Source organism: Lysobacter sp. CA196 (assembly GCF_052078695.1).
Classification (GTDB): Bacteria; Pseudomonadota; Gammaproteobacteria; order Xanthomonadales; family Xanthomonadaceae; genus Lysobacter.
This window is the reverse complement of record NZ_JBQJIN010000004.1, coordinates 139,441-161,060: the sequence shown is the minus strand read 5'-3', so window position 1 is coordinate 161,060 and position 21,620 is coordinate 139,441. Positions and strand designations below refer to the sequence as shown.

General features: G+C 65.1%; 14 protein-coding genes and 2 tRNA genes. 7 read left to right on the top strand and 9 right to left on the bottom strand.

Annotated features, from left to right (window positions below):
• Nucleotides 1-527: 527 nt before the first annotated feature.
• The 6 genes from ACTOWK_RS05875 (at nucleotide 528) to ACTOWK_RS05850 (ending at nucleotide 12,548) form a co-directional block, all read left to right on the top strand.
• Nucleotides 528-5,036, top strand: a complete 4,509-nt coding sequence (locus tag ACTOWK_RS05875; protein ID WP_441329248.1) for an RHS repeat-associated core domain-containing protein — start codon at nucleotides 528-530, stop codon at nucleotides 5,034-5,036.
• The gene (locus ACTOWK_RS05870; protein WP_441329247.1) at nucleotides 5,026-5,331 is read left to right on the top strand and encodes a hypothetical protein; all 306 of its coding nucleotides are present in this window, start codon (nucleotides 5,026-5,028) and stop codon (nucleotides 5,329-5,331) included. The genes ACTOWK_RS05875 and ACTOWK_RS05870 overlap by 11 nt, the downstream gene beginning before the upstream one ends.
• Before the next feature lie 752 nt (nucleotides 5,332-6,083).
• A complete protein-coding gene (locus tag ACTOWK_RS05865; RefSeq protein ID WP_441329246.1) occupies nucleotides 6,084-7,259 on the top strand; it encodes an efflux RND transporter periplasmic adaptor subunit in 1,176 nt (391 codons plus the stop codon).
• A 12-nt stretch (nucleotides 7,260-7,271) separates the two neighbouring features.
• On the top strand, nucleotides 7,272-10,487 hold the full coding sequence (locus ACTOWK_RS05860; RefSeq protein ID WP_441329245.1) for an efflux RND transporter permease subunit: 3,216 nt from the start codon (nucleotides 7,272-7,274) through the stop codon (nucleotides 10,485-10,487).
• Nucleotides 10,480-11,937, top strand: coding sequence for an efflux transporter outer membrane subunit (locus ACTOWK_RS05855; protein WP_441329244.1), 1,458 nt, complete (start codon nucleotides 10,480-10,482; stop codon nucleotides 11,935-11,937). The genes ACTOWK_RS05860 and ACTOWK_RS05855 overlap by 8 nt, the downstream gene beginning before the upstream one ends.
• A complete protein-coding gene (locus ACTOWK_RS05850) occupies nucleotides 11,934-12,548 on the top strand; it encodes a TetR/AcrR family transcriptional regulator (RefSeq protein WP_441329243.1) in 615 nt (204 codons plus the stop codon). The genes ACTOWK_RS05855 and ACTOWK_RS05850 overlap by 4 nt, the downstream gene beginning before the upstream one ends.
• A 240-nt stretch (nucleotides 12,549-12,788) precedes the next feature.
• Here the strand turns inward: ACTOWK_RS05850 and ACTOWK_RS05845 are convergent, their stop codons facing one another.
• Entirely contained in the window at nucleotides 12,789-14,210 is a 1,422-nt protein-coding gene (locus tag ACTOWK_RS05845) for an aminotransferase-like domain-containing protein (protein WP_441329242.1), read from the bottom strand.
• A gap of 167 nt (nucleotides 14,211-14,377) precedes the next feature.
• Here ACTOWK_RS05845 and ACTOWK_RS05840 point away from each other — a divergent pair, with 167 nt between their 5' ends.
• Nucleotides 14,378-15,283, top strand: coding sequence for a DMT family transporter (locus ACTOWK_RS05840; protein WP_441329241.1), 906 nt, complete (start codon nucleotides 14,378-14,380; stop codon nucleotides 15,281-15,283).
• Nucleotides 15,284-15,418: 135 nt separating this feature from the next.
• Here ACTOWK_RS05840 and ACTOWK_RS05835 read toward each other — a convergent pair whose 3' ends face one another.
• From ACTOWK_RS05835 to ACTOWK_RS05800, 8 genes are all read right to left on the bottom strand, one after another.
• A complete protein-coding gene (locus ACTOWK_RS05835; protein WP_441329240.1) occupies nucleotides 15,419-15,700 on the bottom strand; it encodes a hypothetical protein in 282 nt (93 codons plus the stop codon).
• 295 nt (nucleotides 15,701-15,995) lie between these two features.
• Complete coding sequence (locus ACTOWK_RS05830) at nucleotides 15,996-17,216, bottom strand: RtcB family protein (RefSeq protein ID WP_441329239.1); 1,221 nt, start codon at nucleotides 17,214-17,216, stop codon at nucleotides 15,996-15,998.
• The gene (locus tag ACTOWK_RS05825; RefSeq protein ID WP_441329238.1) at nucleotides 17,213-18,085 is read right to left on the bottom strand and encodes a hypothetical protein; all 873 of its coding nucleotides are present in this window, start codon (nucleotides 18,083-18,085) and stop codon (nucleotides 17,213-17,215) included. The genes ACTOWK_RS05830 and ACTOWK_RS05825 overlap by 4 nt, the downstream gene beginning before the upstream one ends.
• A gap of 135 nt (nucleotides 18,086-18,220) precedes the next feature.
• Nucleotides 18,221-19,351: a slipin family protein gene (locus ACTOWK_RS05820; RefSeq protein ID WP_441329237.1), complete on the bottom strand. Its 1,131-nt coding sequence runs from the start codon at nucleotides 19,349-19,351 to the stop codon at nucleotides 18,221-18,223.
• 365 nt (nucleotides 19,352-19,716) lie between these two features.
• A tRNA-Arg gene (locus ACTOWK_RS05815) sits at nucleotides 19,717-19,790 on the bottom strand.
• Between the two features lie 5 nt (nucleotides 19,791-19,795).
• Nucleotides 19,796-19,858, bottom strand: a tRNA-Thr gene (locus tag ACTOWK_RS05810).
• An 814-nt stretch (nucleotides 19,859-20,672) separates the two neighbouring features.
• Nucleotides 20,673-21,239 carry a cysteine hydrolase family protein gene (locus tag ACTOWK_RS05805; RefSeq protein ID WP_441329236.1) on the bottom strand — a complete coding sequence of 189 codons (567 nt, stop codon included), beginning with the start codon at nucleotides 21,237-21,239 and terminating at the stop codon, nucleotides 20,673-20,675.
• 25 nt (nucleotides 21,240-21,264) lie between these two features.
• Entirely contained in the window at nucleotides 21,265-21,615 is a 351-nt protein-coding gene (locus tag ACTOWK_RS05800) for an antibiotic biosynthesis monooxygenase family protein (RefSeq protein WP_441329235.1), read from the bottom strand.
• Nucleotides 21,616-21,620: the final 5 nt, after the last annotated feature.

Below are 21,620 nucleotides of genomic sequence, written 5' to 3'. Positions count from 1 at the left end.
CTCGATGCAGTCGCCGCGTCGATCTTGCTGCCGTGGGGCGAATCGATTGTCGCTCTCCGCCCCGATCGGCGCCCAATGACGTGGAAGTCATAATTGTGCTCAGAGCGATCCCCTGGGGACGGTACCGATAGCCCTACCGATCAAGTTTCTTCAGGTGCGACTCCCCGCATTCATACTGCGTGGCCGTCTGCCAGCACTGCAAAGAGTGCTGCCTCTGGTTGCCGCCTAAAGTGACTGGAGCGTGGCCGATTGGGGGACTCGAGTCGGGTTCGAGACCGGTCGAGCCCCGGCCACGTATACCCACATGGCACACATTGTGTCTCCTATGAGCCATAGCAGATCATGCGGTCTGCGCTGCGGCCATTGCGAATAGGCATCAGGGGCGGCAATGAAACTGCGTAGCGATTCGCGGGGAAGATGCCGTAGCTAGTAAAACTAGCCTTGAGCAATAGTGGATCTTTCTCAAGGCAGTCGGATGTCGGGCGCAATCTGCAAATATTCTCGGTACTTCATGGAAGAGGCACAGCATGTCCAAGTTAATGTCCTTCGAGAGCAGACTGCGCTCGGCCCGCGCGCTGTGCGTTGCCGCCTTGTTCCTGATCGCCTGCCCTGTACTGGCACAAAATCCTGCGGACCCTCCGGCGAGCATGTGGCACTACCCGTCATCGACATCGGCGGGCGCCGAGCAATGCAGAACCCCCGCGGCTTACTCGAAGGACCCGGACGAAGTCGCGGTCCTGCATATGAAGCACAACAATGCAGTCACGACGATGCAGTGCTTCCAGACCTGCAGCAATCCCTATACGCATCTGGGCACGACGGTGGTTATTCCGCCGTCGGGCGAACCGACCACGGCGATCGCTCGCCTGAGGTCCAACTGCACCGGCGGCGAATATACCTACGAGATCAAGCGGATTCCGAATCCGAAGCCGCCGAGCTGCCCCGAGGACACCGCCGGCAACCCTTGCAATCTGGCTACTGGAGCGAAGGTTCAGTCCGCGGTGGACTACAGAAGCCCCGATGGCGATCTCGAACTCACGCGTTATTATCACAGCTACTCGCCCAGCCTCGCCCCGACCTTGTTCGGGCCGAACTGGCAATCGAACTACGATCGCAAAGCGCTGGGCTTCTCGAGGCCGGTCGCCGTGTCTCTGATTCGCGAGATGCCGGCGTTTTTCTGGCGGCCCGAGGGCAATGCCATAACGTTTCGTTTCGATGCGCCGTCGGGCGAATGGCGCACTGACGCGGATGTCAGCGAGCGGCTGACCCAACTGGCGACACCGGAGGGTCTCCATGACGGCTGGATCCTGGAAACCAAGGGTGCCGGTTCGCGTGAGGTCTATGATGCCGCCGGGCGCCTCATCCGTCTTGAAGACACGCGTGGCGCCTACGCCTGGTTGACGTATGGCGCCAACGGCGCGCTGAGCAAAGTCACCGATCGAAAGGGGCGGTCGATCGGGTTTCTGGCGAGTTCGGGCATGGCCACCGAGGCCGCACTGCCCGATGGTTCCAAGATTCTCTATCGCTATACCTCCAGCCGGCTTTCGTCGGCGGTTTATCCGGACGCCACCGCGGGAACGACGTCGGACAACCCGACTGTCACTTATCTGTACGAGAAATCCGGTCAGCCGCAACTGCTGACCGGTATCGTCGACGAGAACGGTAATAGGTCGTCCTCTTGGGATTACGATTCGCAGAACCGAGTCACTCTGAGCGTGCATGGCGGAACCGCTTCGACGGTCGATCGGGTTTCGGTCTCTTACGGCCCGGATGGTTCGGCCACGCTCACTCAACCGCTCGGTGCGGTGACGACGGTCAATTTCACGACGATGCACGATGTGCGCCGTCTCAGCAGCCAATCCGGCCTTTGCCCTAGCTGCAACGGCGAACAGGTGTTGCAGAAGACTTTCGACGCTAACGGCCATCCGGACATCGTCACCAATCTGAAGGGCGTGCAGACCGATTATGACTACAGTACAGCGGGTCTGCTGACTCAGCGGGTCGATGCGGCGAATGACGCATCCGGCGCCAAGCGCAAGACGCAAACCGATTGGCTGACCGGCCTGCGAGTGCCGCTTCAGCGCCGCATGTACGACGCCTCTTCGAATCTGCTGCGGACGGAGGCTTGGACATACAATGCGCGCGGGCAAGCGCTGACCCAGTCGCAGACCGATGGCGTTTCCACGCGTACCACCACGTCGACCTATTGCGAACAGGCCGACATTACCGCCGGTTTTTGCCCGCTATTGGGACTGGTTCGGTCTGTGGATGGGCCGCGAGCCGACCTTTCCGATGTTGTGGCCTACACCTATCGCCCGGCCGAACACCCGGATTGCTCGAGCTCGCCGGCTACGTGTATGTACCGGAAAGGCGATCTGTGGAAGATCACCGATGCGCTTGGGCAAGTCACCGAGACCTTGCGCTACGACGGCTCGGGTCGGATCCTGTCGGCCAAGGATGCCAACGGCGTCGTAACCGATTTCGAATATCACCCGCGCGGCTGGATCGCCGCGACGAAGGTTCGTGGCGCCAACGACAGCGTGGAAACGGACGACCGCATTAGCCGTATCGAGTACTGGCCGGCCGGTACAGTCAAGAGGGTGGTGCTGCCGGACGGGTCTTCCACCAGCTATGTCTACGATACGGCCAAGCGCCTGACCGATATCGTCGACGATGCCGGAAACAGCATTCATTACACGCTCGACGATGCGGGAAACCGGAAACGGGAAGATACCAAGACCGCGGGCGGTACGATCAAGCGGACCTTGTCGCGGGTCTATAACGCTCTCGGGCAACTGCAGGCGGTAAAGGATGCGTCGCAGAATGCGACTTCCTTCAGCTACGACGCTGGCGGGAATCTCGATCAAACCACCGATGCGTTGGGTCGGATCACCGATCAGAACCTGGATCCGCTGAACCGCCTGAGCCGCACGCTGCAGGACATCAACGGTCTCGCGGTCGAAACCAAGTTCGAGTACAACGCATTCGATCAGACCACCAAGGTTGTCGACCCGAAGGGGTTGGGCACGAGTTACAGCTACAACGGCTTCGGCGATCAGATCCAGTTGTCGAGCCCCGACACCGGCGTGACGACTTACGGCTACAACGCGGCCGGCCAAGTGGCCAGCAAGCAAGACGCTAACGACGCCCAACCGCATACCTATACCTACGACGCCTTGGGTCGAACCAAGACCGTGTCGTACGGTAGCGGTAGCGCGGATGTCGAGTACGACTACGATACCGTGAACTCGGTGTGTACTGCCGGCGAGACCTTCGCCATCGGGCGGGTCACCGCCATGCGCACCGAAGGCACCGAACTTAAGTACTGCTACGACCGTTTCGGTCAGGTCGTGCGCAAGGTGCAGTCGGTCGACGGCCAGAGTTTCACTTTGCGTTACGCCTATACCTTGGGTGGCCAGCTGCAGGCTGTGACCTATCCCGACGGCGCCGTCGCCGATTACGTTCGCGACAGCCAAGGTCGCGTAAGCGCCATCGGCGTGACGCCGGCCGACGGTGTTCGGAATGTGTTACTGAGCAACGCCACCTACGAGCCCTTTGGCCCGGCCACCGGCTGGACCTACGGCAACGGCCGCAGCCTAGTCCGCACCTACGACCAGGACTACCGCGCCAAGACGATCCTCGACAGCGCCAGCGGCGGCCTGTCGCTGTCGTACGGCTACAACGAAGTCGGCGAACTGACCGAACTCAAGGACGGCCTGGAAAGCGCGTTCCTGGCCAAGTACGACTACGACACCCTGGGTCGGCTGAAGATCACCCGCGACGGCCCGACCGGCACGCCGCTGGAGAGTTACGGTTACGACGCAACCGGCAACCGCACTAGCTTGCTGCACGCGGGCATCACTATCGACTACACCTATCCGAGCACGAACCATCGTTTGAGCAACGTTGGTGGTGTGAGCCGAAGTTACGATTCGGTCGGCAACACCACCAGCATCGGCGGCGCGGCCAAGGAGTTCGTCTACAACGCCAATGACCGCATGAGCCAGGTCAAGCAGGCTGGCGTAGTGAAAGCCAGCTACCACTACAACGCCAAGGGTGAGCGGGTCTCGCGGGCTGACAACGCCATCGGCGCGATCACCGGTTACACGCTGTACGACGAAGCCGGCCATTGGCTGGGTGACTACGACGCCAACGGCGCGTCCAAGCAGCAGGCCGTCTGGCTAGGCGACGAACCGGTCGGCCTGATGGTCGGCGCAGGCGTCGCGCAGACCCTGCGCTACCTGCAACCCGACCACCTGGGCACCCCGCGAGCGGTGATCGACCCGAGCCGCAACCTCGCGGTCTGGACCTGGGACGCCAAGGGCGAAGCCTTTGGCAACAACCCGCCGAACCAGGATCCCGATCAGGACGGCACCGCGTTCGTGTTCGATATGCGGTTCCCGGGGCAGCGCTTTGATGCGGCTACAGGGCTGAATTACAACTACTTCCGGGACTATGAGGGGGGCACTGGGCGGTATGCGGAAAGCGATCCAATGGGACTGCTGGCTGGAACGAGCACTTATTCGTACGTAGGTTCGAGCCCGCTGCAGTTCACGGATTCCCTTGGTCTCGATAAAGACCCTGAGTGCGTCGCAGCTTGCACAGTAGTCGGCAGCGTTGTCGGCGGTGGTGTTGGCTACGTGGGAGGTGGCGTCGGCGGAGCTGTTGGCGGTGGTGCTGCATGCACGCTGGTCGCGCCTGGCGTGGGAACTGTTGGCTGCGGAGGTGCCGGGGCCGTAGCTGGAAGCTCAGCAGGCGGTGTCTTTGGCGCTGGAGTCGGCGGCGTTATCGGACATTACGCCGGCCAGGCCGTGTGCCCGGATGACGATCCTTGTAAGGGCATTCGCAAGCAACTTGAAAAGCACAAGCAGAAGCTCGCCAAATACATTGCAAATCCCTATGCCCACGACAATCTTGGGAAGTTAGGAAAGGGGAACGATGAAGCCGAGATTGCTTGGCGCATTGCGAGCCTGATAAAGCAAATTGTACAATGGGAGCGTGAACTAGCTAAGTGTGAGGCAAAACATGGCCGATAAGATTGACCTAGAAACTATGCGACGAGTTACGGACGCCGCTCTGCGCATTGTTCAGTCAGAGATGTCCCAAGATGGGCTTTTGGAGCTCAAACAGAATTTCTATTGGGAAATTAGTTCGCCAGAACGCTATGACACAAAGCAAAAGCCGCAACTTGAATCAATCGGCAGCTTGCATGACGACTGGGAATTTATTTCTGATCTGAAAGAAAGTATTTCTGATGCCAACCCGCTTTTGTTGGTGCATATCTCGGCGCTGCTTTTGTATGTCGCCGAGCAATGGGCTGAGCGACCCTAAGTAATTTGGTGCAAACGAAGTCCCGCTCACGCGGGGGCTTCGTTTTTAGCTGGCGGCGCACTTGCGCGGCTGGCTCCATCGCTGTGCTTCGTGCTTGAGCAGCACGCCGTTAATGACGTCGATGATAGTGTCTTGCTCTTCGGGCGAGAGCTTTCCACTGCCTCGAAGTGCAGCTTGAGCGCATTGTCGGGACCACGCTCGCTTTCATCGTGCGCCTACGCCTGCGCATGCAGCGCGGCTGAGCTGAGCTGCAGGCGACGCCGCTTCCGAACGCTACCGCAGTCGACGTCGGCATGGGGCTTCGGCCGCAGTGCAGCGTTGTGTGTGGACGCGCCTGACCCACCTTCGACCGGATCATCGGCCGTGCCCTCGTATGAAAAGCCCGCAAACCCCTTACCAACTCGACGGACCAATGATTTGACGGCCAAACGCCGGTGATCGCCAACGGTCCGGCACCGCGGCATCCGGTTCCGGCCACTCCGCTAGTCCAGTAATCCGCCCTTTGCCGACTCGGCCCAAAGCCCAAGCCCCTCCCGACCGCCTGGCCTTGCCGAACGAGCGTTTTCGGCGCTGCTTTGCACAAAAACGCGCCGGAAGCCCTAAAAACGCATGGAAAACCCGCCTGAACGGGCTAGGGGCGGGTTGACCTGGACCGGCTTAAAAAAGAGAATGATCGTTCATTCTTTGAAGTGGCCGCGGTCCGTCCGACCGCCACAACGTCCTGAGGCTCCCCCATGCCGTCGCGCAAGTCCATGTCCTATAAGGCAATTCTCACTGTCTCCGTGCTCGCTTTGGCGCTCGCCGCCTGCGGCAAGGGCGGCGATCAACAAGGCGGCCCGGGCGGTCCCGGCGGCCAGAAGGGCCAGGTCACGGTGGTGACCCTCAAGCCCGAGACCATCACCCTGACCCGCGAGCTGCCGGGGCGCACCAGCGCGTCGCTGATCGCCGAGGTCCGGCCGCAGGTCAACGGCATCGTCGAGAAGCGTCTGTTCACCGAAGGCGGTCTGGTCAAGGCCGGGCAGCCGCTGTATCAGCTCGACGACAAGACCTATGCCGCCGACCTCGAAACCGCGCGCGCCACCTTGGCCCGCGGCGAAGCGGCGCTGAATTCGGCACGGCTCAATGCGCGCCGCTCCAGCGACCTGGTCAAGATCGACGCGGTCAGCAAGCAGGACGACGAAACCGCGGTCGCCACGCTGAAGCAGAGCCAGGCCGACGTGTCCTCGGGCCGCGCTTCGGTGCAAAGCGCCAGCGTGATCCTCGGCCGTGCGCGCATCACCTCGCCGATCAGCGGCCGCATCGGCAAGTCGGCGGTGACGCAGGGCGCGCTGGTCACGGCCAACCAGGCCGATGCCTTGGCGGTGGTGCAGCAGCTCGATCCGGTCCACGTCGACATCAGCCAGTCCAGCGCCGAACTGCTCGCCCTGCGCAAGCAAATCGCCGCCGGCACCCTGACCGAGGCGACCACGCCGGTGACGATCCTGCTCGAAGACGGCAGCAAGTACCCGCTGGAAGGCAAGCTGGCGTTCTCCGAGGTGACCGTCGACGAAGGCACCGGCAGCTTTCTGCTGCGCGTGGTGGTGCCGAACCCCGACAACATCCTGATGCCCGGCATGTACGTGCGCGCCCTGGTCGGTACCGGCGTGCGCCAGAACGCGTTGCTCGTCCCGCAGCAGGGCATTTCGCGCGATCCCAAGGGCGCGGCGACCGCGATGGTCGTCAACGCCAAGGGTCAGGTCGAGCCGCGCGAGGTCCAGGTCAGCCAGGCCATCGGCGACAAGTGGCTGGTCGAAGGCGGCCTGAAGGCAGGCGACAAGGTCATCGTCGAGGGCCTGCAGAAGATCGGCCCCGGCATGCCGGTCGACGCGACCGAAAAGGGCGCAGCGCCGGCCAGGCCGGCCGCGGCCCCCGCCGCGCCGAAGCAGTAATCGGAGAAATTCATGGCACGGTTCTTTATCGATCGCCCGATCTTTGCCTGGGTCCTGGCGATCATCATCATGCTCGGTGGCGCGATTGCGATCACCCAGCTGCCGATCTCGCAGTACCCCACCATCGCGCCGCCGACCGTATCGGTGAACGCGTCCTACCCCGGCGCCTCGGCGAAGGCCGTCGAAAACTCGGTGACCCAGATCATCGAGCAGAACATGAAGGGCATCGACGGCCTGTTGTACATGTCAGCGACCAGCTCGTCCGACGGTCAGTCCGGCGTCACCCTGACGTTTGAAAGCGGTACCGACCCCGACATCGCCCAGGTCCAGGTGCAGAACAAGCTGCAGTTGGCGACGCCGTTGCTGCCGCAGATCGTGCAGCAGCAGGGCGTGAGCGTGTCGAAGGCGAACTCGGCCTTCCTGCAGGTGATCGGCTTCGTGTCCGAAGACGGCAGCATGAGCGGCGCGGACATCGCCGACTACGTCGCCGCCAACCTGGTCGACCCGCTCGCCCGCGTCGACGGCGTCGGCAGCACTCAGCTGTTCGGCACCAAGTACGCGATGCGCATCTGGCTCGACCCGGACAAGCTCAACACCTACAAGCTCACCCCGACCGATATCATCACCGCCCTGCGCGCGCAGAACGCCCAGGTCGCGGTCGGCCAGCTCGGCGGCACGCCGTCGGTGAAGGGCCAGCAGCTCAACGCGACCATCACCGCGCAAGACCGCCTGCAGACGGCCGAGCAGTTCCAGAACATCGTCGTGCGCGCCAACAGCAGCGGCGCGGTGCTGAAGCTGTCCGACGTGGCCCGGGTCGAACTGGGGCAAGAGGACTACAGCACCATCGCCCGCTTCAACGGCAAGCCGGCGACCGGTATCGCCGTCTCGCTGGCGACCGGCGCCAACGCGCTGGCCACCGCGCAGGCGATCGAGGCCGAACTCGAGCAACTCAAGCCGTCGTTCCCGAAGGGCCTGACCGCGGTCACGCCGTTCGACACCACGCCGTTCGTGCGCGTGGCGATCGAGGAAGTGGTCAAGACCCTGCTCGAAGCGATCGTGCTGGTGTTCCTGGTCATGTACCTGTTCCTGCAGAACTTCCGCGCCACCCTGATCCCGACGATCGCGGTGCCGGTGGTGTTGCTGGGCACGTTCGGCTTGCTCGCGCTGTTCGGTTACTCGGTCAACATGCTGACCATGTTCGCAGTGGTGTTGGCGATCGGCCTGCTGGTCGACGACGCCATCGTCGTGGTCGAGAACGTCGAACGCGTGATGAGCGAAGAAGGGCTGTCGCCCATCGAAGCCACGCGCAAATCCATGGACCAGATCACCGGCGCGCTGGTCGGCATCGGCCTGGTGCTGTCGGCGGTGTTCGTGCCGATGGCCTTCCTCGGCGGCGCGACGGGCGTGATCTATCGCCAGTTCTCGGTCACCATCGTCTCGGCGATGGGCCTGTCGGTGCTGGTCGCGATCGTGCTGACCCCGGCGCTGTGCGCGACCATGCTCAAGCAGATCGAGAAGGGTCACCACGCTTCCGACAAGGGCTTCTTCGGCTGGTTCAACGACAAGTTCGACCGCGGCAACAAGAAGTACCAGAACGCGGTGCACGGCATCGTCACCCGCACCGGCCGCTTCATGATGGTGTTCGCGGCGATGGCGGCCTTGATGGCGGTGCTGTTCTTCCGCCTGCCGTCCTCGTTCTTGCCGCAGGAAGACCAGGGCTTCTTGTTCACCATCGTGCAGGCGCCGGTCGGCGCCACCCAGGAACGCACCGGCGAAGTGCTCAAGAAGGTCGAAGAGCAGTTCCTCGGCGACAAGGCCGTGGACTCGCTGTTCACCGTGCAGGGCTTCAGCTTCGCCGGTAACGGCCAGAATGCCGGTATGGCGTTCTCGCAGCTGAAGTCGTGGGAAGAGCGCGAAGCGACCTGGGGCGACCGCTGGCGTTGGCTGACCAGCTTCGGCAAAACGCCGATGCCGGACAACAGCGTCAACGCCGTGGTCGGCCGCGCCATGGGCAGCTTCATGCAGATCAAGGATGCGTTCGTGTTCGCGCTGGCGCCGCCGGCGGTGTTCGAACTCGGCAACTCCAACGGTTTCGTGTTCTACCTCAAGGACAACGGTGCGCTCGGCCACGATGCGCTGGTCGCCGCGCGCAACCAGTTCCTCGGCGCGGCCGGTCAAAGCGCGCTGCTGCAGAACGTGCGTCCGAACGGCATGGAAGACACGCCGCAGTTCCGCGTCGACGTCGACAACCAGAAGGCTTCGGCCCTGGGCCTGAACATCGCCGACATCAACTCGACCCTGCAGGCGGCCTGGGGCGGCCAGTACATCGACGACTTCGTCGACCGCGGCCGCGTGAAGCGCGTCTACATCCAGGCCGATGCGCCGTTCCGCATGGCGCCGACCGACTTCAACCGCTGGTACGTGCGCAACGACAAGGGCGAGATGGTGCCGTTCTCTGCGTTCGCCAGCACCCGTTGGGAGTTCGGTTCGCCGCGCCTGGAACGCTACAACGGCGTCTCGGCGCTGGAAATCAACGGCGAAGCCAAGCCGGGCGTGAGCTCGGGCGAGGCCATGGCCGAAGTCGAGAAGCTGGTCGCGCAACTGCCGACGGGCATCGGTCTGGAATGGACCGGTCTGTCGTTCCAGGAGCGCCAGGCCGGTGCGCAGACGCCGCTGCTGTACACGCTGTCGCTGTTGATCGTGTTCCTGTGTCTGGCCGCGATGTACGAAAGCTGGGCGATCCCGACCTCGGTGCTGCTGATCGCGCCGATGGGCATCCTCGGTACCGTGCTGGCGACCTGGATGCGCGGCATGGAGCGCGACGTCTACTTCCAGGTGGCGATGCTCACTACCGTGGGTCTGTCGAGCAAGAACGCGATCCTGATCGTCGAGTTCGCCAAGGAAAACCTCGAGAAGGGCATGGACCTGATCGCGGCGACCCTGGCCGCGGTCGGCGACCGTCTGCGCCCGATCATCATGACCTCGCTGGCGTTCGGCCTCGGCGTGTTGCCGCTGGCCTTGGCGAGCGGCGCGGGTTCCGGTGCGCAGCGTGCGATCGGTACCGGCGTGCTCGGCGGCATGGTGGTGGGTACCTTCCTCGGTATCTTCTTCGTGCCCTTGTTCTTCGTCGTGGTCGAGAAGCTGTTCGTGAGAAAGAAGAAGCATGCGGCCAAGGACACCTCTGCGCCCTCGCAGCCTGCCGCGGAAGGAGCGCAGAGCCATGAATAAGTTCTCCACCCATGCCCTGGCGCTCGCGGTGACGCTGGCCATGACCGGCTGCGTCAGCCTGGCGCCGAAGCTGCCCGCCGCCGATGCGGCGATCCCGGGCGAGTGGCCGTTGCCGCCGACCACCCAGGCGTTCGCCGGCGCCGCGCCGACGACCGCTGCGGCGATGACATCAGCCGATCCCGCGACGGTTGCGGCCGTCGCGGTGGCCGACATCGGCTGGCGCGATTTCTTCGTCGACCAGAACCTGGAAGACCTGATCGGCCGCGCCCTCGACAACAACCGCGATGTGCGCGTGGCCGTGCTCAACGTCGAGAAGGCGCGGGCGCAGTACCGCATCCAGCGCGCCGACCGCCTGCCTGCGGTCGGCGCCAGCGCCGAGCTGCAGCGTACCGGCGGCGACAATCGCCAGGTCACCGACGTCTACACCGCCGGTGTAGGCATCGCCAACTTCGAGCTCGACCTGTTCGGCCGCGTGCGCAGCCTCAGCCAGGCCGCGTTGCAGCGTTATTTCGCCGAAGAGGAAAACCGCCGCAGCGCCCAGCTCAGCCTGATCGCCGAAGTCGCCAACGCCTACCTGACCCTGGCTGCCGATCGCGAGCTGTTGTCGGTGTCGGAAGCCACCTTGAAGAATCAGCAAGCCGCTTACGACCTCACCGAGAAGCGCCGCGAACTCGGTGCGGTGTCGGGGCTGGAAGTCAGCCAGGCCCGCACCCAGGTCGAGACCGCGCGCGCCGATGCGGCGCGTTACGCCGGCCAGGTCGCGCAGGACGTCAACGCGCTCAACCTGCTGGTCGGCGAGCCGGTCGATGCGGCGCTGTTGCCGCAGCGCCTGACCGACGGTACCACCGGCATCGGCGCCTTGCCGGCCGGCTTGCCTTCGGAGGTGCTGCTGCGTCGACCCGACGTGCAACAGGCCGAGCATCTGCTGCGTGCGGCGAACGCCAACATCGGTGCCGCGCGCGCCGCGTTCTTCCCGTCGATCAGCTTGACCGGCCTGCTCGGCAGCTCCAGCAACGAGCTGTCGGGTCTGTTCGACTCGAACACGCGCGTGTGGACGGTGAACCCGGTGGTCAATATTCCGATCTTCCAGGGCGGCAAGCTGCGCGCCGGGCTGGGTTCGGCGAAGGCCGACCAGGGCATCGCTCTGGCCCAGTACGAAAAGGCGATCCAGTCCGGTTTCCGCGATGTCGCCGATGCGCTCGCGCTGACCGCGACCCTGGCCGAACAGCGCCAGGCGCAGGAAGCCCTGGTCGAAGCGGCGACCCGCGCCGACCAGTTGTCGACCGCGCGCTACAAGGCGGGCCGCGACAGCTATCTCAACCAGCTCGATGCGCAGCGCACCTTGTATGCCGCGCAGCAGGGCCTGGTGTCGACGCGCCGGGCCGAACAGGCCAATCGCGTCACGCTCTACAAAGTCCTTGGAGGTGGCTGGAACGAGCGCAGCCAATGAGCACCCCGGGCAAGCCCACCGCCAAGGCCGAGGCGCGCGCGCTGGCTCAGCGCGAGCGCATTTTGACCGCGGCCCAGAAATGTTTCGTCGTGCATGGTTTCCATGCCGCGAGCATGGCCAATATCGCCGAGACGGCCGGCATGAGCGCCGGCCTGATCTACCGGTATTTCAAGGGCAAGAACGACATCATCCTGGCGATCATCGAGCGCCAGCTCGAAGAGGCGCGGGCCGATATCGCCAAGCTGCACGCGACCAGCGACCTGGTGTCGGGCATCGCCGAAGTCTTCCAGCAATGGCAGGCCAACGATCCCAACATCACCAGCGCGGCCTTGTTCCTGGAACTGACTGCCGAGGCGACCCGCGACGAGGAGATCGCCGCGGCGACCCATGCCTCGGATCGGGTGTTCCGCTCCGATCTCGCGGCCTGGTTTGCGCGCAGCGCCAGGGACGGCGGCCTCGGCATTCCGAAGGCTGCCGTCGATACGCGTGTGTTGATCCTGCAGTGCCTGATCGAAGGCCTGGCGATGCGGGCGATTTCGCAGCCCGACCTCGATGTGGAGCAGGTGAAGACGGCGTTGGATCAGTTCTTGCCCAGCCTGCTGACGGCTTGAGTTCGGTGGAACAGTAAGAGGTCGCGTGTCGCCGGATGGCGATGGTGCGAGAGAGGCCGCCTTTGGGCGGCCTTTTGTTTGCGGTGGGGAGAATGCGCGTCGTCGCCTGCCGACTATGCTGTCGCGCAGCGATCGGCTACGACGCGGTCGCGGCTCGCGCCGCTCCTACCCCTTTGCTTGCGCAGCTCTTGGGTAGGAGCGGCGCAAGCCGCGACCACGGGCCGACCACGTTACTGCGCATCACCCCTGCAACCCCTTCGCCAATTCCCCCACCGTTCGCAGCGCGGTTTCGATCTTGCGATCCCAGGGTTGTCCGCAACTCAAACGCATGTGGTGGGTGTAGTCGCCGCGGTTCGAGAACAAATGTCCGGGCAGGGTGCCGATGCCGCGTTCCAGTGCGGCCTCGAACAAGGCCTGGCCGTCGATATCGTCGGGCAGTTCGATCCACAGGGTCATGCCGCCGGCCGGTTCGGCCACGCAGGTGCCGTCGGGCCAGTGATCGAGCAAGGCCTGCCGGTAGGCCTGGGCGTTGTCGGCGAGGGCGCGGCGCAGGCGACGCAGGCCGCGCTCGACGTCGTGGCGGGCGAAGTGCTCGATCAGCGCCATCTGCGGCAGGGTCGCGGTGGCGACGGTCGAGAAACTCTTGGTGCGCAACAGCTCGGGTGTGCGGCGGCCACTGAGCATCCAGCCGACGCGCAAGCCGGGCGCGAGCATCTTCGAATACGAGCCGCAGGTCACCACGTGCTCGCCGTCGTCGTAACGGCGCAAGGGCGAGGGGCGTTCGCCGGAGTAGGCCAGTTCGCCGTACAGATCGTCTTCGATGACCACCGTGCCGTGGGCGGCGCAGGCGGCGACTAGAGCGCGCTTGTCGGCGTCGCTGGTCAGGCTGCCGAGCGGGTTGTTGAAATTGGGCACCAGCAGGGCGGCGCGCACGGCATGGCGTTCGAGCAGCTCGCCGACCTGAGCCGCGTCAATGCCGAGGCCGGGGCGGTTGGGCACTTCGAGCACGCGCAAGCCTTGCGCGGCGACCGCCTGCAGCAGGCCGTGATAGGTCGGGGTCTCCAGGATCACGATGTCGCCGGGTCGGGTCACCGTGCGCAGGGTCAGGCTGATCGCCTCCATCGCACCGGCGGTGATGACGATTTCGTCGGGATCGATCTCGACCCCGCATTGGCCGTAGCGTTGGGCGATGCGCTCGCGCAGCTCCGGCAAGCCCTGTGGCACGGTGTAGCCGAGCGCGGTATCGGGGTCGCGTCGCATCACCCGGGTGATCGAAGCGGCCAGGGCCGCGCTCGGCAGCAAGGCCGCGGCCGGCGTCGCCGCATGCAGCGGCACCAGGTCGCGGCGCGATTGCACGTCGAGCACGCCGAGCAGGGCGGGGTTGCGCACCGGCATCGGTGCGCGCGACAGGTGCCGCGCGCGCGGGCTGCGCGGCGCCTGCATCGGCGCCGAGCGCACGTAATAGCCCGAGCGCGGACGCGCTTCGATCAGACCTTCGCGTTCGAGTTGCTGATAGGCCTCGACCGCGGTCGCCAGGCTGATGCGCTGGTCGCGGCCCAGCCGGCGCAGTGAGGGCAGGCGTTCGCCGGCGCGCAACACGCCGCGCTGGATCTGCCGGCGCATGCGGTCGGCAAGGCGTTCGTAGAGCAGGTCCTGGGGCATGCGCGGCTCTCTCGGGGCGGGACTCTCGGGCAGGGACGGTCGCCGCGCTTCCGTGCCGGCGAGGGTCCACGGTAGCCGGGATCTGTACTGGTCGAATCCGATCCTAACTGAATCTGTATCGGTCGGTCGGCTCGGCCTAGGCTGTCCTTCCCCCTGTCGTTGCCGCCATGAACGCCGTCACCCCGAGCGAGTCGCGTAGCGCCCTGATCCAGTTGCTGATCGCCGAGCTGTTGATCGGTTCGGTCGGCGTGTTCGTGCACGAAAGCGGCCAGGACGCGATCACCGCGGTGCTGTTCCGCTGCATCTTCGGCAGCGCCTTCCTGATCGCCTGGGGCGGCGCCCGCGGCCTGTTCCGCGGCTTGCTCGGCGAACGCGCGCTGATCCGCTCTGCGATCTTCAGCGGTGTGCTGCTGGTGCTGAACTGGGTCGCGCTGTTCGCGGGTATGGCGCGTTCGTCGATCGGTGTGGCGACGATGGTCTACCACTTCTTCCCGTTCGTGGTCATGGGCATGGCCGCGATGTTCTACGGCGAACGCACGCGCAGCGCCGACCTGGGCTGGACCGCGATCGCCTTCGTCGGCGTGCTGTGTTCGGCCGACCCCTTCAAGCTGTGGAACAGCGCCGGCAGCGGTTATTTGATCGGCGTCGGCCTGACCTTTGTCGCCGCGATCCTGTGCGGCGCCTCGTTGTTGCTGTCGCGACGGATCAGCCGCGAGCGTCCGTTCGCGGTGGTGTTGGTCCAATGTCTGGTCGGCATCGTCATGTTGGCGCCGTTCGCCGACTACGCCGCGGTGTGGGTGCCGGGCGATCACTGGTTCTGGCTCGCCGGTCTCGGCCTGATCCACAGCGGCGTCTGCTACGTGCTGTTCTACACCTCGTATCCGCGCCTGCCGGTGGCGACGATCGCGGTGCTGGCCTTCATCTATCCGGTGATCGCGCTGCTGCTCGACTATCTGGTCTACGGCCACAGCCTGGTGTCGGTACAGAGCCTCGGCGTGGTGCTGATCGTGATCGGCACGCTCGGGGTGAATCTGAAATGGCAGTGGCGCCGACCGCAGCCGGTGCGCGCCTGAGCGAGTCGGCGCCTATGGTTTTCTCGACCCGGGCCGTGTACGCAACGCGGCTCAGTGGGTGTATCGCCCACTCGTCCGGTGCAGGGAGGCGCCGGCGGGGAATTTGTCGGCGGGCATGATGCGGGCTTAGCCGCGTCAGTCGGCCAGCACCAGGCGCCAGGCGCCTTCGACGTCGCCTTCGACCTGGGTCCACGGCACGCATTCGCGGCCGCACAAACGCTCCCAGCCGCGGGCCAGGTCGTCGCGGATATCGAACCAATGGCGTTCGCCGTGATGCAGACGGGCGCCGATGCCGTAGGTGATCGCGAGTTCGCGGGTTTCGTGGGATAGCGCCGCCGCGGACGCGGCGGTCGGGGTCGGTTCGCACTCGCTGTCGGAGTGGAAGGAGGGCAGCCGATCGGCATTGCGATGCGTCATGAGCTCAGTCCGTTGGCATTCCTCTTGCATCCGGACGATATCGGTTTTCGCGGCATCGCGGGCCTGGAAAAGTCGCCAGCGCACAGACGAAACGCGAGCACAGTCGCAAAGACGCGTAAAGGTTGTTCAGACGAGCGCGTGACGTTCAGAAAATGCGGAAAAGACGCAAACAAAGCTGAACCACGAGTGCGGCGCGCCCTGAATGCGGCGACCGATACGACTGCGTTTTCAAGCACACGCGCGGATAAAAAACGCCGCCCGCGAGGAGCGGCGTCGCAAGCGCCAACAGAGCGCTTCAACCCTTGATGCAGACCACCTGGCGCAAGGTGTGGACCACCTCGACCAGATCGGACTGCGCAGCCATCACCGCTTCGATCGGCTTGTAGGCCGCCGGCGACTCGTCGATGACCGCCGCGTCCTTGCGGCATTCCACGTGGGCCGTGGCCTCGCGGTGGTCTTTCAGGGTGATCTGCCGGCGGGCTTCGCTGCGGCTCATGACCCGGCCGGCACCGTGGCTGCAGCTGTGGAAGCTGTCGGCATCGCCCTTGCCGCGCACGATGTAGCTGCGCGCGCCCATGCTGCCCGGGATGATGCCGAGCTCGCCCTCGCGGGCGCTGACCGCGCCCTTGCGGGTCACCCACAGCGGCTCGCCGAAGTGCTGCTCGCGCTGCACGTAGTTGTGATGGCAGTTGACCGCGGTCTTTTCCAACTGGAATTTCGGCAACTGGATCCGCATCGCGTGCAGGACCCGGTCCATCATCGCTTCGCGGTTGTGGCGGGCGTAGTCCTGCGCCCACGACACCGCTTCGATGTAGTCGTCGAACAAGGGCTCGCCTTCGAGCAGGAAGGCCAGGTCCTTGTCCGGCAGATGGAAGCCGAGCACGCGGTGCTCGAGCTTCAACCGCGCCAGTTCGATGAAATAGCTGCCGATCAGGTTGCCGGTGCCGCGCGAGCCCGAATGCAGCATCACCCACACCGCGCCGGCTTCGTCGAGGCAGACCTCGATGAAGTGGTTGCCGCCGCCGAGCGTGCCGATCTGTTTGTCGAGCTTGTCGGTGCGCAGCTTGCGGTGCCTGGCGTGGATGGCGTCGAGCCGCTGCGCCAATCCGGACTTGGCCAGGCGCGTGGCATGGCTGTCCGGCAAGCGCCGGTGCTCGCCGCCGCGGCCGTTGCCGACCGGCACGCAGTGCTCGATCGCCGAGCGCAGCTTGGCCAGGCTGTCGGGCAGGTCCTTGGCCCGCAGCGTGGTCCGCACCGCGGCCATGCCGCAGCCGATGTCGACGCCGACCGCGGCCGGAATGATCGCGCCGCGGGTGGGCACGACCGAACCGACGGTAGCGCCCTTGCCGAGGTGCACGTCCGGCATCACCGCGACCCAAGGCCCGACGTGGGGTAGGGCGGCGATGTTGCGCAGTTGTCGCCGCGCGCCTTCGTCGACCGGCACGCCGCGCACCCAGGCCTTGACCGGCACGGCGCCTTCGTCGGCGTGCAGCAGTTCATAGCTTGATGTAGTCATGTCAATGTTCCTGATGGCGACCGCCGGGACGGATCGGTCCGCGGTGTGCCTTGGCAGCGTCGGCGCCGTGGCAGGGGCGCGTCGTACGCGTCCGGCAGGTCGTCGTTGTTGAGTCCGTATTCGAGCAGTTCGGTGCGTCCGAGCTGCCGCTTGCGCCGCGCGTACAGACCGGCGTTTCCGTACAGGCGTTCGCGCCGGCTTGCGCAGTCGCTGGCCGGCAGGCCGAGGAACGTATCGTGGGCGACGATGCGAACCGTGCTGTGCATCCCGTGACGCGGCTGGCGTTGCCAGGATGCGGGCATGGGTGCCAGCTCGATCGCATACCAGATGCCGTCGATGCGACGCAACTGGGCGGTCGGCCCGAGCCTGCGCACCTCCGGTTCCAGCCCTTGCCGGCGGTTGCGTACGTCCCGCGCATGCGCACGCCGCCGCTCGATCCGCAAACGGATCGCCGCTTCGTTGCGCATCAGGCAACCGCTGTCCGGGCACACGTACAGGTCGTGCCAGGACTCGGCCAAGGTCTTGAAGCCGCCGTAACGGCGCAAGGCGTACAGCTCGCCGTCGATCCGATGCACCTGCATCGCCACGAAATCCTCGATGTGTTGGTGGATGTGCTGCTGCACGGTGTTGCGCCGGTCGACTTGCCCGCACAGTTCCGAGTAGACGAAATCCCAACGTCGCCCGAGCTGCCTTCCCAGGTAGCGCTGCAGCGGACGCAGGTTTTCATTGAGCCATTTCGGGTCGTGGCGGTGGCGGAACTTCAGGCTCTCGCGCTGGCGCTCGTCGTTCGGATCGCGCGGCGGACGCGAAGCGTGGAAGCCTCCACGCCGCGGCCGTTCGACGATCACTTTGTACATATCGTGTCGCATAAGGATTCTTCATCCGATAGTCCATCGCGCCCTCGGGCACGATGAGATGGCCGCTCCGGTGGGAGCGGCGTTCGCGTTTTCCTTCAGGCCGACGCGCTATCGGAACCCGGGCGGAATGGCCGCCCGGCCCTGCGCTCAGCCCTTGCCCTTCAGACTTACCAACTGCGTCATGACACCCTCCAGACCGCCGAACACGGTCAACTTATCGATTTTCTCGGTGATCTTTTCCAGCGCCTCGAGCTCCTTGAGGCGCATCAGCACCGGGCTGTCCTCGATCAACTTCGCGGTGTTGAGCAGGCTGCGCGTGGCGTTGGCCTCCTCGCGGCGGCGGATCACGTTGGCTTGCGCCGTCTTCTCCGCCTGCACCACGCCGTTGAGGATCTCCTTCATCTCGCCCGGCAGGATCACGTCCTTGACGCCGACCCCGAGCACCTCGACGCCGATGCCGGCGACCTGGCCGCGCACGTAGGCGAAGATGTCGGCGTCGAGCGAGGCCTTGTCGCCGAGCAACTCGTCCAGCGTCTTCGACGAGACCGCCTTGCGCAGGCCGTACTGCAGCTCGCGATAGACGTGCTCGGCATGCTTGGCGACCCGAGTGCGCGCGGCGACCGGGTCGGTCACGCGCACGCTCGCCGCCAGGTTCACGCGCAGCGAGACCTTGTCGCGGGTCAGCAATTCCTGGCCCGATACCTCCATCGCCTGCATGCGCAGCTCGATCACCTCGACGCTGACGTTCTTGCGGAAGTTCCAGAACGCATAGGCGCCCGGTTCGAGACGGCGCACGAACTTGCCGTCGACGAACAACAGCCCGGCCGACTCGGTCGGCACCGCGCCGGCGACCGCGATGCGGTCCAGGTAAGCGAGCTGACGCAAGCGGTTGGCGACGTCCGGCTCGATCGCCAGGCCGTCGGCGAGGGCGATGGTCCGCACCTCGATCTGCGCCAGCCCCTTCCAGTACAACTGGCGGGTGCCCGGTGCGAGGACCTCGTCGATCCTGCCGTTGCGCAGCATCAGGCCGATCTCCTGCATGCCCAGGTTGGCGAGCACGAAGTGGTCGTCCAGGCGCGCGCCGAGGCCGGCGATCAGCGCATCGGCGTCGCGTCCGTTGTACTGGGCGTCGACGATCGAGTGCAGCGACAGGTCGAGCTGACGCTTCCAGTTGCCGAGGCGGTGGACGCCGGGGCCGAGCACGCGCTCGATCCGGCGATTGCGGTAAACCAGGGCGCGCTCGGCATCGCCGACCACGACTTTCTTCATCCAGAACATGGTGTTCTCCTTGTGGTTCCGGTGGGCCCGATCCGTGGTGGTGGCCGTTGCGACCGAATCGGTCGTCGCAAAGGCGCGGTGATCCGCCGCGCACGCGCGTCGGTGGAAGATAGGTAGGAAACGCCCCTGGCGTCGTCATCGCGAAACCCGCGCGCTGCCGGCGCGAGACGAAGCGGCTCGCGTTCGCGACGTTCCCTGTCGCGAGGCTTGCGCCGCACCGTCGCGCGCCACGAGGGCGCGGGTCCGGCGATGTCGCCGCTGCGTCGTTCCGTTGCGCGCCGCGCGAACGCGGCGTTTGGCGAAACGCCGCGCGGGGCGTTTCCTGAGTCGGAACTTTCGTTCCTGATTAACTGCTTGGAAGGCAGTTGGGATAGCGGGAATCGAACCCGCGACTGACAGCATCGAACGCTGTTGCTCTAACCGCCTGAGCTATATCCAAGGGGCTGATGGATCGGAATCGAACCGATGACCTGCGCACAAAGTCGCCGCTCTAACCGCTGAGCTACCGTCAGTTTGAGAAACATCCATCCACGCACGTCGGCATACGCCACGGCAACGCCGCGCGCACCGGACAGGCTGCGAACCCGTACCGCTGTCGTCCGTTTCTTCGGATGCTTCGTATTGCCGACTGTCGCCAATCGGCAATGGGTTGGGGCGCAAGCGCCCATCTCTGCGACTCCATGACCGGCCGCCCGTGCCGAAGCATCGGGACACAGCGCTTAAAGCGCCTCGACGGCTCATCCCCTTTCCTCTCGGATGCTTCGGGGCGTATGGACTCGCGTTATTGGTTGGTTTTTCCCTTTGCGGACGCTGAAACGGAAACGCCCCCGGTAGTGAACCGAGGGCGTTCGCGTTCCTCGGGAGATCGGGGCGACCGATCTCCCATGGCTAAGGGAGTCAGTCCGGCGTGTGCAGAAAGTCGATGCGACCGCGCTTCGTCGACGCGCGGTCGAACAGGCCGTGGCACGAGGGCCGCGGTGCGTTCTGTTTGGCGATGTCGAGAATGAAATGCACGGAAGGAGGTCGGTCGAATGCGTCGCCAGGACGAAGGCCGCGAACGATACGCCCGTGAAAAACCGGATGCAATACCGTTCGTCGCCCCGTGAACGGTGCGGTGTGCGAGAAGCAGGATGCATTCGCTGGCAAGCGCGACGAATCCGGTTCGTCGATTGGTTTCGGCGAAACAAGTTTTGCGCCGTGTAAGCAGGTAATTTCGACTGGGGGCTTGCCCTTACCCCAATCCTCTCAGCTGTGCACTCCCTGCGGTCGCCGCATTGCGGGAGAGGGGGCCGATGGCTTCGTCGCGGTGGTGGTCTCTTCGCTACGCGCAAGCGATCCGCGCGATCAGCGCGTCGCTGTCGATCACTTCGGCGAACTCGGCGCGCAAGGTGGCCAGGTGCGCGCGGCTGATGGTTTCGGCCGGGATCGTGCTGCCGTCGGCATCGGCGAGGTCGAAGCAGAAGCAGGCATCGGCGACGACGATCGTGCGATAGCCCAGGTTGCTGGCGACCCGCGCGGTGGTCGATACGCACATGTCGGTGCTGACCCCGAACAGGGCGACGGTGTCGACGCCGAGCCGGCGCAGGCGCAGATCCAGGTCGGTGCCGATGAAGGCGGCATTGACCGATTTGCCGATCGCCGTTTCTCCTGCTCGCGGTTCGAAACCGGGACGAAAGGCATTGCCGGGATGCGAGGGGTGCAGGGTGGAGTCGGCATGGATCGAATCGTGGCGGACGTGGATCAGCGGCCATCCATGCTCGCGCCACGCCGCGAGCAGACGCTGGCCATTGGCCTCCATGGTGGGGTTGTTGCGTCTGCCCCACGGCGGATAGTCGAAGCCCCGTTGCACGTCGATGGGGATCAGGGCGATGCGGTTCGGCTGGGTCATGGGTGGCTCGGGTCGCAAGCAGGATTCAGTCGGAAGGGGTATGGGGGCCGCCGTAGGCGCGTTGGACGACGGCGATGCGTTGCTCGAAGCGCTGGTACCAGCGGCGGTGGCCGAGGTCGCGGGCGACCGTGTGCTCGGCATGTTCGCGCCAGGCGCGGATCGATTGTTCGCTGTCGAAGTAGGCGACGGTGATGCCGAAGCCGTCGGCGCCGCGGGTCGACTCGAAGCCGAGGAAGCCGGGCTGGTCGCGCACCAGTTCGGCCATGCGCGTGGCGGTGCGGTCGTAGCCTTCGGCGTCCGCGGCGCTGCGTTGCGAGGAGAAGATCACCGCGTAGTAGGGCGGGGCGGGCAGGTCGGCGAAGCCGGAGGCGGCCATCGGTG

Coding starts and splice junctions, on each gene's coding strand:
- ACTOWK_RS05800 (WP_441329235.1), bottom strand. CDS start 21,615: ATGGCCGCCTCCGGCTTCGCCGACCTGCCCGCCCCGCCCTACTACGCG.
- ACTOWK_RS05840 (WP_441329241.1), top strand. CDS start 14,378: ATGAACGCCGTCACCCCGAGCGAGTCGCGTAGCGCCCTGATCCAGTTG.
- ACTOWK_RS05875 (WP_441329248.1), top strand. CDS start 528: ATGTCCAAGTTAATGTCCTTCGAGAGCAGACTGCGCTCGGCCCGCGCG.
- ACTOWK_RS05825 (WP_441329238.1), bottom strand. CDS start 18,085: ATGCGACACGATATGTACAAAGTGATCGTCGAACGGCCGCGGCGTGGA.
- ACTOWK_RS05860 (WP_441329245.1), top strand. CDS start 7,272: ATGGCACGGTTCTTTATCGATCGCCCGATCTTTGCCTGGGTCCTGGCG.
- ACTOWK_RS05870 (WP_441329247.1), top strand. CDS start 5,026: ATGGCCGATAAGATTGACCTAGAAACTATGCGACGAGTTACGGACGCC.
- ACTOWK_RS05855 (WP_441329244.1), top strand. CDS start 10,480: ATGAATAAGTTCTCCACCCATGCCCTGGCGCTCGCGGTGACGCTGGCC.
- ACTOWK_RS05865 (WP_441329246.1), top strand. CDS start 6,084: ATGTCCTATAAGGCAATTCTCACTGTCTCCGTGCTCGCTTTGGCGCTC.
- ACTOWK_RS05805 (WP_441329236.1), bottom strand. CDS start 21,239: ATGACCCAGCCGAACCGCATCGCCCTGATCCCCATCGACGTGCAACGG.
- ACTOWK_RS05835 (WP_441329240.1), bottom strand. CDS start 15,700: ATGACGCATCGCAATGCCGATCGGCTGCCCTCCTTCCACTCCGACAGC.
- ACTOWK_RS05820 (WP_441329237.1), bottom strand. CDS start 19,351: ATGTTCTGGATGAAGAAAGTCGTGGTCGGCGATGCCGAGCGCGCCCTG.
- ACTOWK_RS05845 (WP_441329242.1), bottom strand. CDS start 14,210: ATGCCCCAGGACCTGCTCTACGAACGCCTTGCCGACCGCATGCGCCGG.
- ACTOWK_RS05830 (WP_441329239.1), bottom strand. CDS start 17,216: ATGACTACATCAAGCTATGAACTGCTGCACGCCGACGAAGGCGCCGTG.
- ACTOWK_RS05850 (WP_441329243.1), top strand. CDS start 11,934: ATGAGCACCCCGGGCAAGCCCACCGCCAAGGCCGAGGCGCGCGCGCTG.